The following is an 18,090-nucleotide window of genomic DNA, read 5'->3' on the forward strand; positions in this document are numbered from 1 at the left end:
TCGTCTGCAACGTCCTCATCAGCCCCATCGCCAACTGGCCGCATCAAAGCCCCGGACCGTCAACCCCCGAAGGACTTACGAACTGAAGCACTAAGACCGAGGGCAGCCGCGCCTGGGTCGCACTCTCCCAGCGCGCCGTCGAGGCGCTACGCCGTCAACGGCAACGCACGACCACCGATCCCGACGGCCTCGTCTTCACCACCAAGGACCGCCAGTCGCTACGACCGCAGCACGTCCTCGACCGGCTCCGCCAGCTGACAGTCGAGGCCGCCCTTCCCCGCATCCGCGTCCACGACCTGCGCCATCTGGCCGCCACCATCATGCTCAGCGCCGGCGTTCCCATCGCGATGGTCTCCAAGACGCTGCGGCACAAGAACCCGGCCACCACCGTGGACATCTACGGCCACCTCACCCAGGAAGTCGCCCAGGCGGCTGTGGACGCTACCACGGCCGCGCTCGACAACACCGCACAAAAGGCTGCCTGACCACGCCTTTGCAAGATCCGTGCTCGGGTGCGACCACCTGGCGACCACATCACCCGAAAAACAGCTCAGGGGATATGCATCTACATGCATATCCCCTGGTCAGATTGGTCGGGCTGACAGGATTTGAACCTGCGACCCCTTGACCCCCAGTCCCATAACGATTTGGTTAAGCAGTGTCAGCATGTTCCTTTATGTACGCAGAAACGGACAGATCGACAGCACCGTGCCGCCCGATTTCAACCAATCTCAGGAAAGTTGATTAACGCTGTGACCAGGCATGTGACCACGGAAAATCAAGTGCGGCGCCTGTCATTCAGTCCGTAGGCATTGCCTTAAGGATTTCAACGCGCATTTCCGCTGGGCAGGAGCCGCTTAGGAAAGCCAAAGCAATCTGAGCGACCGGCAGGCCAAACTTCGGCCATCGAAGAGAGCACTTGACGCCCCATGAGGACCGCGGCCCTCCCCGTCACCGATAAGCAGTTCCAAGCGGAAAGCATCGCGCTACTAACATAGTAGATGTCCATAACGCGATGCCTCCAGTCCACTCGATCATGCGAACACCTGCGGCGTTGAGCGCCCTACGGCTGCGGCTCGATGAAGAGCGGTGCCTGGCGCCGCGCCAAGTCGGGATCGATGTGGAGGTGGCGGCGCCAACCGAGAGATGACCAGAAACGTTCCGCCTCCGCGGAGAAGGCCACAAGCCGTCGATCTGGATAGCGCTCCTGGAGGAGCTTTATGGCCGCGGCGCCGAGCCCGCGACCGCGATGAGCGCCGTGCACCTCGATGTATTGAATCTCGAGAGCGCTGGCTCCCAGGAGTGGAACATCGGCGTAGTCGCCAGCTCTGAAGTCCTCGCCTAGCTTCAGCCGTGCTACCTCCTCGCCGCCCTTCAGGACTCGTAGGAAGACGCTCCTGGATTGGGGAGGGACGGAACGGCCGTACCACCACCCCTGATTGAATCCGGAGTCTGCCTCGTCATGCGGGAACGGTGCCCAGAGGTGCACGCCCGCTGGACGACCGAGTTCAACGAGTACGAGGTCCATACCGTGATTCTGCCCCAGGCGACCCGGATGGGAGTTGAGCAGATGGGCGGTGCTGGAGCTCGACCAACACCAGACGTCGCCGATCCGCCCACCTTCGACCTCATGGCGCCGGTGGCGCACAACGTTAGGCTGCCTGCACGCGGATACGAGACCGGACTCGACAGGTGAGCGGCGCATACTGAATGCCGGTGTGAAAACTGATCTTGGAGGGTTGATGCTGGTCCGCCGGATACGGCTGAGCCACTTCCGCGGTGTGGCAGCGGGTACGGTGCGGCTTGACGGGAACGCGCTGCTCGTCGGTACGAATAGCGTCGGCAAGTCCACGATCTGCGAGGCGTTGGATTTGGTTCTCGGCCCGGAGCGCATGTTTCGCCGACCTGTCATCGATGAGTACGACTTCTACGGCGCGCAGTATCAGCCGCAGGAGGGCAGCTCCCCCGAGGTGCGCATCGACGTGGTACTCACCGACCTCACGGCCGAGGCAGAAAGGCGATTTCGCAGCCACCTGCGCCGGTGGTCAGCAGAGCAGGATGACTTCGCCGAGCCGGATGCTCCGACACTCGAAGAGGATGGAGACCGAACTGAGTGGTGCCTGCCGGTCGTATTCCTGGGGAGGTTCAATCCGCAGGAGGACGATTTCGAGGGGGCGACCTTCTTCGCCCACCCCGAACTGGTTCCCGACGACTTGACCGAGGAGTCCACTGATCTGGGCGGTGGCCTGAAACCGTTCACCCGCGAGGACAAGCGGCTGTGCCGGTTTCTCTACCTGCGGCCCAACCGCACGGGTAGCCGCGCGTTAAGTTTCCAGCGAGGGTCGCTGCTGGACACGATTGTCCGGCTGGAGTCGGAGTCGGCCGGCCATCTGTGGGAGACAGCCTTGCGAGATCTCGCCGATGTGGTGATCGCCGGCGACGAAACGGGCTTTTTTAAGGTCCGCACCGAGCTGCGCGGCCGGGTCGAAAAGTTCCTCAGCCTGACCGATGACCCGGGCGCGGTAGACATCCGCGTCTCCGAGCTGACCCGTGAACATCTGCGCGAGGTTCTGCGGCTGTTCCTGGCGACGCAGCCGGGAGCGCACGGCGTGCCATTCAACCGGCTGAGCACAGGGTCGCTGAACCTTCTGGTGTTTGCCCTGCTCACTTACATCGCCGAGTTGCAGGGCGACCAGTCGGTGATCTTCGCGATGGAGGAGCCGGAGATCGCCCTTCCACCACACGCCCAGCGTCGGTTGGTCGACTTCGTCGTCAGTAAGATGGGCCAGGTCATCATCACCTCTCATTCGCCCTACGTGATCGAAAAGTTCGACCCGGGCCGAGTCGTAGTCCTCGCCCGCGACCACACTGGCACGCTGACCAGCACTCCGGTCGTGCTGCCCGAAGGGTTCAAGCTCAAGAAGTATCGCGAGCATCACCGCCAATTCGCAGAGGCTGTTCTGGCCCGCGCTGTGTTGGTGGTGGAGGGCGCCACCGAGGTTGCTCTCTTTCAGGCCGCCGCGGATGTCCTCGACGCAGATCCCGCAGTCGACTACCTGCACCCTGATCTCGCCGGCGTTTCCCTGTTCGATGCCGGCGGTGATCATGCCGTGCCGCTCTTCGCCCCAGTGTTCGCCGCGATGGGCAAGCCGGTGTTCGGCATCCACGATCAACCCACCAAGCCTCTCGATCTGGCCCTCAAACCCAAGAGTGACCAGTTCACTGCCTACAAGGAAATCCCGTACAGGGGAATCGAGACACTGCTGGTCGCGGAGACCCCGATCGTTGTCCAGCGGCGCTTCGCCGCAGCCGTCGTCAACCGGTCCGACTATCCCGGTGGCGCTCCATTACTGCCGGAGGCGACCGAGAATGAGGTCCGCGCCCACGTACGGCACCTCCTGCAAGCTAAGAAAGGCTCGTATGACGGTTACGCCGTGCTGCTGATCAACGAGTGCCGCAACGCCGCCGAGCTGCCCCCGTCGGTATCCGACTTCCTCCAGAGAATCGACGCCCATCTAAGAGCAGCCTCGACATCCGAGGCGGAGCCCACAGTAGGCCCGGAGAGCTGAGACGCTGGTGGAGCTCGACGACACCCGCGAGGCAATCCTCGCTGCTTCCGGCCACCTGCTGATCCAGGGCGGACCCGGCTGCGGCAAAACCACCATCGCACTGATCAAGGCCAGTGAAGTCTTGGCCAGCCTGGAGCCTGAGCAGCGGGTCCTGTTCCTCAGCTTCTCCCGGGCCGCGGTACGCCAAATCTCAGACCGCATGCGCGGCACCCTTACACGGACCGTCCGCGCCCGGCTCGAAGTCCGTACTTTCCACTCGTTCTTCCTCGAACTCGTCCGCGCTCACGGACCGCTGCTGAACGGCCGGCCATCTTCGTTCATCGCTCCGGATCGGGAGCGGCAACTCAAGGCGGACTTCGCCGGTGACTGGGAAGTCGAAACAGAACGCCTCGCCCGCGACGAAGGCCGCTACGTCTTCGACCGGCTCGCCGCGACCGCCGCCAATCTGCTGGTAGCGCTCCCCGCCGTGCGCATGCTCTACAGCGACACATACCCGCTGGTCATAGTCGACGAGTTTCAAGACACCAACGACGACCAGTGGCACGCCGTGCGTGCCCTAAGCGACGCCTCGACGATCATCTGTCTGGCCGACCCTGACCAGCGGATCTACGAAGGCTTCGTGCCCGGCGTCGACGAGAAACGTATCGACCAGGCTATCGAGCAACTGACGCCCAAGCCGTTCGACCTCTCCGGAGACAACCACCGCAGCCCCGGCGGTGGACTCCTCGACTACGCGAACGCCGTCCTGCGCAACGATCCCAGCCAGCCGATCCCCCCGAGCGTCAAGACCTGGTACTACCAATATCCGGTCACCTGCGAACAAACCGCGCATACGGCCGTGGTCGCGGTCCGGGAGTTCCTGGAGCAACAGCTCGGTCGTACGCCGACGGTTGCGGTGCTCGCCTCCTCCAGCGCCCTCGTCGGCCGAATATCGGAGAAGATCTCGACTGGTCAGCCCCATCCGACCAAGGCGAACGTCGTGCTGCCGGCGATCGACCACGAGTTGAACTGGGATCCCGCGTTGTCAGCGGCCGCCGGCTACGTCGTTGCGACGATCATGGAATGGCCCGGCTTGACCAAAGCTGAAGCCATGGCAAGCACGCTGACCGCTATGACTGACTTCTATCGAATAAAGCTGGCTGGCGGCACCAAAGGGGCACGCAATACCATTACCACCATCGAGAACGCGATCATCGCGATCCGCGACGGTAAACTCGTCCGCGCCAAGGCGGCGAAGGTGCTCCTCACCGGGTTCGACTCGCCCCTGGAGCTCTCCGGCGATCCCGTCACCGACTGGCAGATCGCCCGCAAGCGGCTCCACGGCGCCGACGAGCTCGAAGAAATCTTCAACAAGGCGCGACTATTGCGGCTATTCAAGGCAACCGACCTACTCGCCTGGACGCTGATCGACGTCTGGAATGGCCACGACGCCTACCCGGGCGCCGCGCTCGTGGTGCGACGGGTCCTCGCCAACGAGACGCTGGAGGCTGCCCAGGCCGAGCCCGTGCCGGTCAGCCTGATGAACATGCACAAGTCCAAGGGCAAGGAGTTCGACGCCGTCATCATCGCTGAGGGCCGCCACAACGCCCCTTTACTCGATGCCACCTGGGAGCCGATCCGCATACAAGCCGCTCGTCGGGTTCTACGGGTCGCGATCACCCGAGCGCGCTCGCTGGTGATCTTCGTGCGGCCAGCCGGTGCAACTGCGCTGACGGGCTGACGGGCGATCACATTACAGCGTCATCGCCGCCAAGGCCGTCATCCCCTGGGCTGCGGAGTGCGGCCAACTTCGTCGTGCGGTCGCGGCTCTGCTGGTGACGGACTCGCGGACCGATGACACACAATAACCTCGTCTGCAACCATGTTCCGGCGAGTGCGGCATTCGTGGCGCAGATGGACGGTTGGCTGAGACGGGGACGGCGATGCAAGAGGAACCGACGCTGCAAGGAAACGGTGGAACGCAGGGCGAGCCGGAGATGGTATCCGAAGTGATGCGGGTATGGCGGCCGGCTGGCCAGGATTTCTCCCGCTCATAGAAGGTGCCGGGAAGACTACTGAGCTTTCGGAGTCGAGGTAACTCCGACGTCCACATCGCCTTTTAGGGTGATTACTATTCCTTTCGAGCGTGCTGTCTAGTTAGGGCATGCGATACGGGGACGGCGGCGGGGTCGGCCCGCAGCAACGCGCCCGCCGGGAAAAAGTACGCCAGCAAGCAGCACGAATGTTCGCCGACGGAATCAGCGCACCACAAATCACCGCCCGGCTGGAGATTTCGACGAAGTCGGCGTACCCCTGGCGCCGGGCGTGGCAGGCCGGTGGTGAGCAGGCCCTGGCCTCCCGAGGAGCACCCGGACCCGACCCCGTGCTGTCCCAAGCGCAGGTACAGAAGCTGATCAGCAAGCGGGAACAAGGCCCAGCTGCCGCCGGCTGGGACGAGGACCAACGCTGGACCCTCGCCCGGCTCCGTACCCTGATCGGCCGGATGTTCCATATCACCGTCAGCATCCCCACCGTCTGGCAAACCCTGCGCCGCGCCGGCTACACACCACAGCAGCTGATCCACCGGGCCATCGAACGCGACGAGCCTGCCATTGAGCACTTCAAGCGGTATCAATGGCCCGCGGTAAAAGAGTCGCGCGCAGGCTGGGCGCGTGGGTCTGCTTCGCCGACGAATCCGGCATCTCGCTGAAACCAGTGTCAATGGCCAATCAGTTCGCCCCAGAGTGTGAGGGCTCAAGAGATGCTGGACACTTCTGTTCCAGGACATGATTGACGTGCTCATGACATGTTGGACAGGTTCAGCAGATCTTGGACAGGGGCGTCAGCTACTGCGGTTGCGGGCGTGAGCCTTGAAGCGGGTGACGGGTTTGGTGTTGGTCCGGGCGTGAGTCGAGATCTCGACGTCGCCGAGCAGGACCCGGAAGACGGTGTCTTCGATCATGACGGTGACGGTTTGGCCTGCGTAGGTGCGGCCGACGCGTAGCCGCTGGCCGGCGACCATCGCGACGCCGTCGGCGGGAACTCGGCGGACTGCTCGCAGCGGACCGGACGGTGGCGGCGGCAGTGGAGAGGTGCTGGTTCGGGCGCCGGTGAGCTTCGCCCGGCGGGCCGGGTCCAGCGGTGCTGGCAGTGTTTTGACGAGGCGGTTGCCGCTGATGACGTGCATGAGCTGGCCGTCGAAGCGCAGGGTGACGTGTTGCCCGGCCAGCACCTCAGCGCGCCGATCGTACTCATCTGGGACGGTCTGCCGGCCCACAAATCCGCCAAGATGCGCGCCCTGATCACCGCCCGGCCGTGGCTACGCGTCTACCGACTCCCCAGCTACGCGCCCGAACTCAACCCCGTCGAGAACATGTGGTCCAGCCTCAAACGCAGCATGGTCAACCTCGCCCCAGGCCGCATCGATGACCTATTACGAATCGACGGCGCGGTTGATGTCCGGCACATTCGCGCCGCTGATGAGCACGTAGATCGGGGTGCCGTTGCCGTCGCAGATCAGGTGGTGCTTGCTGCCGGGCTTGCCGCGGTTGACTGGTGATCGACCTGTGCCGCCACCCGTTTTTTCGCGTCGATGTGGCTGCCATCGATCGCGACGCGGGACCAGTCGATGCGGTTCGCGGCGTTCAGCCGGTCCAGCAGGATCTGGTGCAGCTGGACGAACACACCCGCCTCGGTCCATCGTCTCAGCCGCCGTCAGCAGGTCATCCCGGAGCCGAACCCGAGTTCCTGCGGCAGGTCCTCCCAGCCGATGCCGGTGTGCAGTACGAACAGGATCCCCTGCAGGCGCTGCCGGTCCGGGACCGTCCGCGGTCCCGGCGCCTTGTTCGGCCACGGTGGCAGCGACGGCTCGATCACCGCCCACAACTGATCATCAACGATCCACGCCTTGCTCACGCCTGAGCAGAACGAGACCGACCATCACGAGGTAGCGCTGATCTCGTCGACGTCGATCAAGCAAATCGTGTTGGGAGCTTCAAGCGAATGCAGTACCGACCCACCCTCGCTTTCAGATTCCTCGCCACCAGCGGACTGGCACCGCCCTGACCCTGACCGCAAAAGCTCAGTAAACAGCGGAATCTGTACTACCCGGACCGATTCCCGGGTGGTACGAACCTGGCTAATCTAGTAGCGCGAAGTTGTTTGGCACGTCCTGGGGTAAAACGGGCCCTCGGCGTCGGCCACCCACAGAATGATCAACTGTGGTATCGGTGCCCGGACGATGCCGAGGACGTTACGAGGCCGGGAGCAGGCTGCCCTGGGGTTCCAGCTGTCGCCAGCCACCGTCATGATTCCGCATTTGATGCGATCCGCGACCGCGCGACGGTCAGGCAGGGGCGGGCTGCTTGCCGATCACGTCAGGGCAGTTGTCGAGGATGCGGCGGCAAGCGGTCAACTCGGCCTCGGTGTAGGCCAAGAAGAGGACTCGCTCGAGGGCGGCGTCTGATGAGCAGGTCAGGTAATCGACAGCGGCCAGCAGGAGAGTGCGGGCTATCTCGTCCAGGTCACCACCCGCGGTGCCCGCGCCAGCCAAGGGGTAGAGGACCACGCGCGCGGGGGCGATGGAGGTGCCGTCTGGCAGGACGGGATGCTCGGCCGCTTCGAGGGCGTGGTGTACCGCCTGGTCCAGGTCGCGGATGGGTCGGTAGCCGCTGCCGGGCTGTCCCTCCACGGCGGCCGAGTGGATGATCATGCGTACGCCGTGGGTCTGCGTCAGTTCGCCAGCCGAGGTGACGATGGCGATCCCAGGGGTTACGGGTCGACGGTCATGGACCGCGGCGGCCAGCGCATCAGCGATGACGTCGTCGAGAACACGGCCGGTCACGTCGCGCCGGGAACCTTCGTATCGGATGATGCCGGACATCGAAAACTCGTGGACGCGGGACATCATCAGATCAGTGTTCTCGGAGTTCACCCAGGCTTCGGCAGTGGTCACCCGGCGTACGTCGCCGGTGATGATGCCGATCCAGCGCTTGCCGGGGCCGGCCGTGCGGCGCAGGCGGTACCAATGGGTCTCCTGGCGACCGATCACGGCCGACCGGGGCGCTTCCGCGGGGGCGGTCTTCCGGGCTGCGGCAGCCTCGCGCTTGTCACGGTCGGCGGCCCGGTTGCCAGCCCGCAGCGCGGCGGTCCACACGAGAAGCACGAAGGCGCCGGCGCCGCCGAGGGTCACCCCGAACATCGTGCCGTCGGCCGTGGATGACGGGAACAGTGAGAAGGTGACCAGGGTAGCGGTCAGGGCGGCGCACAACCAGACGAGGACGAAGAGCGTATGCCGCACGCCGACCGACGATGGCCGCGTCGCCCACCAAAGGATTGCGAGGCACAGAATTAGGAAGACAGCGGCGGCGACGGTCACGACCAAGGCTGAAACCTCGATTCCAGTCGGGAGCTTACAAGGTAGCCGGTGCGTCACAACGCGTACATGACGGCGAGGAGCTAGAGCGGGGGAGGGTGAGCACCCGGAGCGCGGGCTGCTGGTCGATGCGGGCGTCGAGCACGGTCCAGCCGGCTTGCTCGAGCTCGTCTGCGAACGACTCAGCCACATCACCCGTACGTGGAAACTCCAACCCATGCAGATACAGCGCCGCCAGCCGTCGATTCGTACGCCACAATCTCCCGAAAGCATCAGACCGTCCAGCCGGTTCAAGGGGGCACGAAGCCTTCTCGCGTCCATGAACATGAAGGTCAGCTTCCGGCACGCCTACGCGGAGCCGCCCTGCGCAGCCACTGCTCGCGCACGTTATTCATGATGCCCGCCGCTACGCTGGGCACCGTGAGCAATCAGGACGGCGCGCAAGTGGTGGTGCTGACCGCGCTGCCGCTCGAGTACGACGCGGTCAGCAAACATCTGCACGATCGCGTTGCCTGCCGCCATCCGGTCGGCACCCAGTTCGAGGTCGGCTCGCTCGCCGCCGGCGGCCGCGTGGCGGTCGCCGAGTTGGGACCGGGCAATTTCGGCGCCGCCCTCGTCGCCGGTCACGCCGTTGAGATGTTCCATCCGAGGGCAATCCTGTTCGTCGGCATCGCCGGCGCCCTGCACGTTGATTTCCAACTCGGCGATGTCGTCGTAGCCACCAAGGTCTACTCGTTTCAGGGCGGCATGGCGACGGACGACGATTTCCTCGCTCGGCCACAGGCCTACGACGGTGACTGGGTGCTCGTTCAGAGCGCGCGAGCCGTGGCCCGCGCGCGACGTGCCGAGACGGACTCGATTCCCGTCTACTTCGAGCCGGTCGCCGCTGGTGAGGTCGTGCTCAACTCGCGTACGCAACCCTTGGCCGAGCAGCTCAAGCGCAGCTACAACGACGCCGCGGCGATCGAGATGGAAAGCGCTGGGATGGCCCGGGCGGGTCACATGTACCGGACGCCGACGCTCACCGTGCGCGGCATAAGCGACCGAGCCGACGGCACCAACGAGACCGTCGACGCCGCCGGGTCACAGCTGCTCGCCGCCCAAAATGCGGCGAATTTCGCGATGGCGGTCATCACCGACTTCCTCGCCTCGACGCCCAGTTCTCCCGCGCAAAGGGGGGCTGCTGACCGCGCGGAGCGGCAACCCACGATCCATTCCGCCAGCTGGCCGGCGACGGTCCCGCGCCTCCCCGCGAGCTACGTGGTGCGAGACGCCCCGATCGAAGAGGCAGTCCGGTTGCTTGAGTTGCGCTCCCCAGCGGCGCTGGTCGGGATGGGCGGTGCCGGCAAGACGACGTGCGCTGCCGCCGTGGCGGCACGTCTGTGGCAAGGCGGGTGGGTGCCGGACGGAGTTCTGTGGATCACGTGCGGTCGTGACGCCACTGCGGCACAGGTGCAGCGACGGCTTGCTGCTGCTGCCGGTAGCGATGCTCAGTTCGGTGGCGACGTGGAGGTTGGCAAGATCGTCCTTGAGCGACTCCTGGAAGGCCGCGACTGCTTGATCGTGCTGGATGACGTTTGGCGCATGGAGCAGCTGCGGGCTGTGCCGCGGCTGGGTGCGCCCGTACGGATGTTTATGACGACACGCAACGATGCTGTGGCCCGGGATGCCGATGTTCCGGCGGTTACTGTCGCCGAGTTGGCCCTTGATGCTGCGCGGGCGCTTCTGGCAGGCTGCGTTGGCATCGAGGTCGGTGATCTGCCGGCTCGTGCTGATGCGATCTGCGTCGAGAGCGGCAGCCTCGCCCTCGCGCTCGCGATGATCGGGGCTCGGGTCCGTGCCGAGGGTGGCGGTAGCGAGTGGGGTGATGCGTGGCAGGACGCTTTGGACGTGCTGCGATTGGCTGACCCCGCCGCGATTGCGGCTGATCTGCGCGATTACGAGCATCCGACGTTATTCAGGGCGTTTCTCGTTGGCATTGATGCGTTGACGCCGTCGGCGCGGAGCCGCTACCTCGAGCTCGCCGTCTTCGACGGGCAGGGGGCGGCGCCGATTTCGGCGGCGCTGTCGCTCTGGGAAGGCAGCGGTCTGCGGCTGCATCAGGTGCGGTCATTACTGCGGGAGCTGGCCGACCGTTCGCTGCTGCGGCGTACTGAGAATGGCGCGTTTCAGCTGCACGATCTACAATCCGATGTTGCCCGGCATCTGCTCGCGGCCGCGCCTGCCGGAGTGGCCGCAGCGCACACTTCCCTCGTCGAGGGATATCGCACGCGGTTACAGGTTCCGCCGCCGGCCGCTGGAGGATTCGCGGGCTGGGCTGATACGCGCGAGCCGGAGCTGAGCCGTTCGGCCGAGGAGTCTCTGATCATCCGCGACGGCTATCTGCTCGACCACCTGGCACATCACCTACTTGCTGCGGGCGCGAGTGAGGAGGCTCGGGAGCTGCTGCTCAGCGGCGGCTGGCTGGAGCTGGGGTTACGCGAGCGGCAGCTGACCGATGTGCTGGCCGACACGTTGCGATCCGACGATCCCGCAGTGCGCAAGCTCGGGCAGGCGTTGCAGTTGTCCCTGCACGTCTTGGAGCATGAGCCCGAGCAGCTTGCCGGTCAGCTGGCGGGACGTCTCTCTGTGGCGGCTGATCCTGATGTTGCCGGGCTGTTGGCGACGTTGATTGCCCGACATGTCGGGCCGTGGTTCTGGCCGCGGCGGCCCAGCCTGCCCGCCCCAGGTGGTCCCCTTCGCTCGACTTTGATCCACGAATCGCCGGTACTTGCGCTCGCACTGGGCGCTGATGATCGGCTGGTGACCGGCACCGGCAGTGGGCTGGTCCGGGTATGGGACCTGGCCTCGGGCACCCTGGTGCACCGGTTGCCTGGGCATCGCAGCGCCGTTGACCGTGTCCGTGTCAGCCGTGACGGGTCACGATTCGTCAGCAGGTCCGACGACGCGATCCGAGTCTGGAACATCCATTCGGGTCGGTTGGAGCGTGCGGTTGAACCGGAACAGGCGTTGAACATGATGGCCGCCGCCATCAGCGCTTCCGGGCGGCTGGTAGCCGTAGGTGACCGGCAACGGGTACTCGTCTACCGGGTCGACGATGACGCCTCCGCGACGGCGATCGACCAGTCATGGGTGACCGGTGTCAGTTTCACCGCCGACGATCGGCGAATCGTGCTGTGCTCGACGCACGGCGAGGCCCGAGTGTGGGATGTGGAGTCCGGTCACGTGGTAGCTGGGCCGCTGGAACATCCAGCGACGCTGATGACGCACACGCTCACCCCGGACGGGCGGTGGCTGTTCACCGGCTGTGTCGATGGCAGCATCCGCCGCTGGGATCTGACCGGCGATCAGGCACCATTGATCTGCAAGGGGCATCGGGCTGCAGTGAACTCGCTCACCGTTCACCCGGAGGGCGAGCTGATGGTCAGCGTCGACCAGGAGGGCGGCTGCCTTGTGTGGGCGACCCAGGACGGCACCCTGGTTCGCTCCTTGGCCGGGCACGACGACGCCGTCGTTGCGCTGTCGGTCGCCGGCGCCTGCTGCCTCACCGGCAGTACGGACCACACCGCGAAGCTCTGGGACCTACTGTCGGGAAACCTACGGGCGCAGTTGCACGCACACACCGGTCGGCTGAGCGGGGCAGCGCTCACAGCGGACGGAAATCTCGGAGTTACCGCTGCCTGGGATCGCACCGCTCGGGTCTGGGACACCTCCCACGGCTACGACTCAGAAGTAAGCGCCGTACACGAAGGTGCCGTTACTGAGGTTGTCCTGCTTCCGGGCGGCACCGGGCTGAGCTGCGGCGACGACGGACGGTTGGTCACCTGGGGCGCCGATGACGGTCCGACCGGTACTATGCAGCTGCCTGACCGCGGCACGGTCCGCGAGATCGTCACCGATGCAAATGGCCGCGCTCTGATACGCGGCGACGGCGATCTGATCCACATCTGGGACTTCGTGACCGGGGACCTCCAGCCGTTGCAGGCACCACGATCCGGATCCTTCCCGCGGGAGGTCACTTGCCTGGCAGTTACTGGTGACGGGCGGCGGGGGTTCGCCGGGCACATGGACGGGACGCTCATCGAATGGGACCTCGACCAGAAGCAGCTGGTGCGGGAACTCGGCAAGCACGGCATGTGGGTGTCGTCCGCAGCCGTTTTCGGGCAGCAGCTGATCACCGCGTCGTGGGACAAGACCATCAGGATCTGGGATCTTGGATCCGGCCAATTGGAGCAAGAGCTGGAAGGCCATCCGGCGCGGGTCGACCTGGCTCTGGCGTTGTCGGGCATGCGTTCTCGAGTCGTGGCCGCCTGCGCCGACGGCTCGCTCGTGGCCTGGGACCCGGTGTCGGGGCGGTGCGACGGCGTCATCAACGCCCACGCTGGCGCGATTGTCGGCGTGGCCGCCTTGCACGCCGGCGGTGTGGCAACGATCGGCTGGGATCGGCACCTGCGGCTGTGGGATCTAGAAAACTGCACCTTGGACAGGGAGTTCGTGCTTGACGAACGGCCCGATGTGATCGCCATCGCGGGTGACATCATCCTGGTCGGCACGGAACAGGGAACCCTCAGTGCCTGGAGGGGTGAAGAGGCAGATCCGATCGCTCGGTGGACTGCCGCGGCTGCCATCACGGCTCTCACGGCCATCGCAGATAGGGACGGCAGCGTGTCGGTCATGGCCGGCGATGCCAGCGGCGCCGTTCACCAGATGCAGTTGCGCATTTAAGCAGCTTCCGGCGATCGGCCAACTGGCGTTGCTTGTCTTCGCGTTCCCAACGCGCTTCGTGCTCAAGCTTGTCGTTCTTTCGGTTCGCCTTGGCGTTTATCCAGGCACCGGACAAGGTGAAGATGCCACCGATCGCGCTGCAGCCGAGGCGACAAGCAGGGCTCACAACACAGGTTGGTCGGTCGCAGCCGCCGCAATGGTCGGCACGCCAACACGGCATGGGAGGCCACCAATGCTCCGGCATACCGAGGGCGGCACTGTGCACCACTCGAGCAACCGTGTGCAGATGAGCGCCACGGACATGCGCATTGCGGCCGCGATGTTCGCGCCCCTCACCTTCTTCGCGGCCCTGCTGTTCCACTGGCTTCTGGTCGCTTGATGGCCAGGGAGCCGGACCACGAAGGCCCGTAGCAGTGATGGCCCCGCACATCCTGCCTGAGCGCTGCGTGTCGACGGGTTTAGGCATCGCGGTCGAGATGACGGCGGATGGCGACCGTTGTCGGGTGCTCCGCGCCGAGCGATTTGCAACTGATATCCAATGCTCGCTTGAACATCGACGTCGCTTCGGCCTTGCCGAGAGCGGCCAAGACGTCAGCAAGATTGGCAAGCACAGGGACGAGGTCGGGATGCTCGTGGCCGAGCGCATCCTCGCTGATCTTCAACGCGCTCCGGAGCAACGGCAGGGCACGCTCGAAGTTTCCCAGTGTCTCCCAGGTAACGGCGAGACCGCTCAGTCGATTGGCGAGGATCGGGTGATCTGGGCCGAACGTCGCCTCGCTGATGGCCAGTGCCCGCTGTTGTAGCGGCAGAGCGTCGTCGGCCCGCTGCAGCGTGACCAGCGTTGCAGCGAGGTTGTTCAGCGCGCCGGCAACGTGAGGATGGCTGGGGCCGAACACGCTCTCGAGACTGTGGAGTGCGCGCTGTTGCCAGGGTAGGGCGTCTTCGGCGCGGCCGAGTTCGTACAGTGTTTGTCCGATATTGCCGGCAGCGGTGGCGCTCGTCGGGTGGTCCGGGCCGAAGGTGGCCTCCAGTATTCGCAGGGCCCTCTGTGCCAATGGCAGGGCCTCGTCCGGTTTTCCCGTGGACGTCAGGGCGGCGGCGAGATTCAGCAACCCGGTCGCGGTATCGGGATGCTCGGGCCCCAGGGCAGTTTCTGTGATGGCCAGCGCGCGGTGTCTCAACGGGAGAGCTTCTGCGGCCCGGCCGGAGTTCTCGATCGTCTGGGCGAGGTTGCCGACCTGGACCGCGACGGTCGGGTGGTTGGCGCCAAGTGCGGCCTTGCTGATTGCCAGGGCCCGCTGTTGTAGTGGCAGCGCCTCGGTGGGGTTGCCGAGATCGTTGAGCGTCTGCGCCAGGTTGTTGAGCCGAAGCGCGACGGTGGGATGATCCGGGCCTAGTGCGGCTTCGGTGATCGTCAGCGCCCGCCTGCGCATCGGCAGCGCCTGCGCCGGCCGTCCGAGGGCCTCCAACGTCAGTGCCAGGTTGTTCAACCGGATCGCGATATCCGGATGGTCCTTGTCGAGAAGGGCTTCGCTGATGGCAAGCGCACGCTCGTGCAGCGGCAACGCGTCGGTAGCTCTACCTACTGCGGTCAGGGCGGTCGCCAGATTGCCCAACCTCACTGCCACCACGGGATGGTCGGGGCCATAAGCGGCCTCGCTGATGGCGAGCGCTTGTTCCCGCATCGGCAACGCCTCGTCAGGTCGGCCCAGCGCCTCCAGCGTTCCCGCGAGATTGTTCAACGCAATGGCGACTGTCGGGTGGTCGGCACCGAGAGCGGCTCTGTCAATTGCCAGTTCGCGATCGCGCAGCGGCAACGCATCCGCGGGCCTGCCCAATTCGACCATTACTCGGGCCACGTGGCTTAGGCCGGTGGCGACGTCCGGGTGCTCGGGCCCTCGTACCGCCTCCATGATGGCTAGCCCTCGCTGGAGAAGCGGCAGCGCCTCATCAGGCTTGCCCAACGCAGTCAATGATTGGCCGAGATTGTACAGAATGGATGCCACGATCGGATGGCCGGATCCGAGATGGGCTTCGACGATGGCCAGCGCTTGCCGTTCCTGCGGGAGCGCGACGTTGTGCTGGCCTTGCGAGGACGCGAAGAACGCGGATCTCGTCAGCAGACTGGCTGTCGCCACCGTTGCCTGCGTGCTGGGAACAGCGCGGGCAAGCGCGTCGATGTGAGGTACGACCTCGCGCCACGCCGGCCACGTGTCGATGTCGATGTGGGGGTTTCCTGGCGGTATGGCTGCCGCGAGGATACTGGTGGCCGCGGCGGCCGGAGTTTCGGCATCGTCGTCCTGCTCGTCGGTGGCCTGCTCCCGCAGCACGGCTGCGACAAGGCGGTGCACCGCAATGTGCCGCTGGTCGAGCTTGATCATGCTGTAGGAGGCGAGAAGGCCGAGTGCTTTGTCGACCGCGTCGGCATTGGCCCTGTTGCCGCTGAGTAGGTGGCGGGGGATGTTGTCTGCGGCGAAGTAGGCGAGAGTACGCAGGAGCGTCAGTGCTTGGGGGTTCTTGCCTCCGATGGCGGTGAAGGTGAGGTCCCAGACCCGGGCGATGGTCCGCGACGCCTCGCCGCCCTCGTCCACTGCGTGAAACGCTTCGGCGGGCCGGGCTCGGAGAAGACCCAGATACCTGGCCACGGTGATCCGTTGCTGGGCGATGTAGGCGCCTGCCTGCTCGAGTGCCAGGGGCAGGTGTCCGACTTCGGCTGCCAGCTCGGCCAGGGCCTGCGGTTCGCCGGATTCGCCGATGAACCCCCTCAGTAATTCGATCGACGCCTGCAGGGTGAGGAGGTCAAGCGGTAGCGGCGTGGCGGATCCTCGCCAGTTGATGTCGCGGCGGGTGGTGATGATGACAGACCCGTGCCGGCAGACTTGGCCGAGGACGGGGGCGACGGTTGCGCGTTCTTCGACGTCGTCCAGGATCAACAGCCAGCCTTGGTGGCTTTGTAGCCACTGCAGTGCCCAGCTGGCAGCGTGGACGGTCGTCGTGGCGTGCTGGGCGTGGGCCGGTTCTAGGCGGCGGGCCAGGTCGGCCAGCGACTCCTGCAGGGAGTCGTCGTTGTCCGCCGCCGCCCACCAGATCAAGGGATACCGGTCGGCGTGCCGGGTCGCGTATTGCAATGCCAATTCGCTTTTGCCGACCCCACCGAGGCCGAAAATGGCCTGGGTGACAACGGGGGCGCGTTGATGGTGAAGCTGCTGGTCGAGAAGGTCCAGCTCAGCTTGCCGTCCTACGAACGGATCTGCTGGTGGGCGTGGGATGTCGATTAGCCACAACGGCGTCGGCACGCGTTCCGGTGCCGTGATGCCGGTCGGGAATGGGGCCGGTGCCGGTTGCTCCAGGGTTGTGGTGGCCTGCCCGTTGCTCGCCGACAGGTAGTCGGCGATGACCGCGACCGCGACATCCGCTGCGTTGCGGGCGGCGACCGGCTGTGAGCCTTCAGCGTCGGCCTCTTCCTTAGCGCCGTCGGCAAGGTCGCTAATGCCGCGGATGACCAGTGCGGGCAGCTGGTGCATCTGGCAGGCGCGGACCATGCCGGCGCTTTCCATCTCGATCGCCGCGGCATCGTTGTAGTTGCGGTTGAGTAGTTCGGCGAGGGGTTGAGTGCGCGAGTTGAGTACGACCTCACCTGAGGCGACCGGCCTCGAGTGGACCGTGGGCGAGTCCGGCGCGGCCCGCCGGGCGCGGGCCACGGCCCGTGCGCTCTGAACGAGTCCCCAGTCCCCGTCATAGGCCTGCGGCCGGGCAAGGAAATCTTCGTCCATGGCGATGCCGCCGTGATACGAGTAGACCTTAGTGGCGACGACGACATCGCCCAGCTGTAGATCGCCATGCAAGGCGCCGGCGATTCCAACGAACAGGATCGCCCTCGGCTGGAACATCTCGATCGCGTGACCGGTCACCACGGCGGCACCGAGATTGCCTGGTCCCAGCTCAGCGACCGCGACGCGGCCGCCATCCGGCAGCGTACCGACCTCGAACTGGGTGCCAACAGGGTGGCGGCGGCCAACATGATCGCGTAGATGTCTGCGCACCGCGTCGTACTCGACGGGCAGCGCAGTGAGCACGACGACCTGGACGTCGCCCTGTGTGCTCATAGGATCAGCGTAGTCGAGGGCATCATGGACAGCGCGGTCGAGCTGTCGTGTTCCGGTGTGGCCGCGTCACCAGCAGGCAGCGTGCAGCGACATACGCTTTTGCGGCTCAGAAGACCTTTTCGCGTCGCCAGTTTGGCTGGTGGGCTCCTGCCGACTGGCCCCGGTTCATCACCGCCGGCCGGCTAGGGTTGACTGCACGAACGCAATTCACGCGTACGGGGGCGCCGAGCCGATCGCCGCCTCCGCCGCACGGATCATCTGGTCGTCACGCTGTCCGACGGCCTCGCCGCCGCGGCCGAGGCGGTCGGTCTTTGACGGCAACTGGCACAAGCGGACC

Annotated in this window: 11 protein-coding genes and 1 pseudogene; 6 read left to right on the forward strand and 6 right to left on the reverse strand. The window is 65.5% G+C overall.

Annotation, left to right across the window (positions count from 1 at the left end; all coding sequences use genetic code 11):
* Positions 1-104 precede the first annotated feature (104 nt).
* A pseudogene (locus ACH442_RS45995) lies at positions 105-485 on the forward strand (tyrosine-type recombinase/integrase); the annotation flags it as partial.
* Positions 486-1,063: 578 nt separating this feature from the next.
* On the opposite strand, the gene ACH442_RS46000 reads toward ACH442_RS45995, so the two are convergent.
* Positions 1,064-1,528, reverse strand: a complete 465-nt coding sequence (locus ACH442_RS46000; RefSeq protein WP_396344534.1) for a GNAT family N-acetyltransferase — start codon at positions 1,526-1,528, stop codon at positions 1,064-1,066.
* Between the two features lie 190 nt (positions 1,529-1,718).
* Between ACH442_RS46000 and ACH442_RS46005 the strand changes: the two genes are divergently transcribed.
* The 3 genes from ACH442_RS46005 to ACH442_RS46015 all read left to right on the forward strand — a co-directional run bounded on the left by ACH442_RS46005 (position 1,719) and on the right by ACH442_RS46015 (position 6,258).
* Positions 1,719-3,569 (forward strand): ATP-dependent nuclease, encoded by a 1,851-nt coding sequence (locus tag ACH442_RS46005; RefSeq protein ID WP_396344536.1) that lies wholly within the window; start codon positions 1,719-1,721, stop codon positions 3,567-3,569.
* 7 nt (positions 3,570-3,576) lie between these two features.
* A complete protein-coding gene (locus ACH442_RS46010; protein WP_396344537.1) occupies positions 3,577-5,289 on the forward strand; it encodes a UvrD-helicase domain-containing protein in 1,713 nt (570 codons plus the stop codon).
* Positions 5,290-5,712: 423 nt separating this feature from the next.
* Positions 5,713-6,258 carry a transposase gene (locus tag ACH442_RS46015; RefSeq protein ID WP_396344538.1) on the forward strand — a complete coding sequence of 182 codons (546 nt, stop codon included), beginning with the start codon at positions 5,713-5,715 and terminating at the stop codon, positions 6,256-6,258.
* Between the two features lie 132 nt (positions 6,259-6,390).
* Here ACH442_RS46015 and ACH442_RS46020 read toward each other — a convergent pair whose 3' ends face one another.
* On the reverse strand, positions 6,391-6,825 hold the full coding sequence (locus ACH442_RS46020) for a hypothetical protein (RefSeq protein ID WP_396344561.1): 435 nt from the start codon (positions 6,823-6,825) through the stop codon (positions 6,391-6,393).
* On the opposite strand from ACH442_RS46020, the gene ACH442_RS46025 reads away from it, so the two are divergent.
* Positions 6,763-7,107: a transposase gene (locus tag ACH442_RS46025; RefSeq protein ID WP_396344559.1), complete on the forward strand. Its 345-nt coding sequence runs from the start codon at positions 6,763-6,765 to the stop codon at positions 7,105-7,107. The two genes, ACH442_RS46020 and ACH442_RS46025, sit on opposite strands and share 63 nt — an antisense overlap.
* Here ACH442_RS46025 and ACH442_RS46030 read toward each other — a convergent pair.
* The 3 genes from ACH442_RS46030 to ACH442_RS46040 all read right to left on the reverse strand — a co-directional run bounded on the left by ACH442_RS46030 (position 7,065) and on the right by ACH442_RS46040 (position 8,931).
* Entirely contained in the window at positions 7,065-7,232 is a 168-nt protein-coding gene (locus ACH442_RS46030) for a hypothetical protein (RefSeq protein WP_396344539.1), read from the reverse strand. The genes ACH442_RS46025 and ACH442_RS46030 overlap by 43 nt on opposite strands.
* Before the next feature lie 30 nt (positions 7,233-7,262).
* Positions 7,263-7,463 carry a transposase gene (locus tag ACH442_RS46035; protein ID WP_396344540.1) on the reverse strand — a complete coding sequence of 67 codons (201 nt, stop codon included), beginning with the start codon at positions 7,461-7,463 and terminating at the stop codon, positions 7,263-7,265.
* 430 nt (positions 7,464-7,893) lie between these two features.
* Positions 7,894-8,931: a hypothetical protein gene (locus tag ACH442_RS46040; RefSeq protein WP_396344541.1), complete on the reverse strand. Its 1,038-nt coding sequence runs from the start codon at positions 8,929-8,931 to the stop codon at positions 7,894-7,896.
* 411 nt (positions 8,932-9,342) lie between these two features.
* On the opposite strand from ACH442_RS46040, the gene ACH442_RS46045 reads away from it, so the two are divergent.
* Complete coding sequence (locus ACH442_RS46045) at positions 9,343-13,647, forward strand: NB-ARC domain-containing protein (RefSeq protein WP_396344542.1); 4,305 nt, start codon at positions 9,343-9,345, stop codon at positions 13,645-13,647.
* A 458-nt stretch (positions 13,648-14,105) separates the two neighbouring features.
* Here the strand turns inward: ACH442_RS46045 and ACH442_RS46050 are convergent, their stop codons facing one another.
* Complete coding sequence (locus tag ACH442_RS46050) at positions 14,106-17,753, reverse strand: tetratricopeptide repeat protein (protein WP_396344543.1); 3,648 nt, start codon at positions 17,751-17,753, stop codon at positions 14,106-14,108.
* Positions 17,754-18,090: the final 337 nt, after the last annotated feature.

Source organism: Actinoplanes sp. NPDC020271 (assembly GCF_044388125.1).
GTDB lineage: Bacteria > Actinomycetota > Actinomycetes > Mycobacteriales > Micromonosporaceae > Actinoplanes.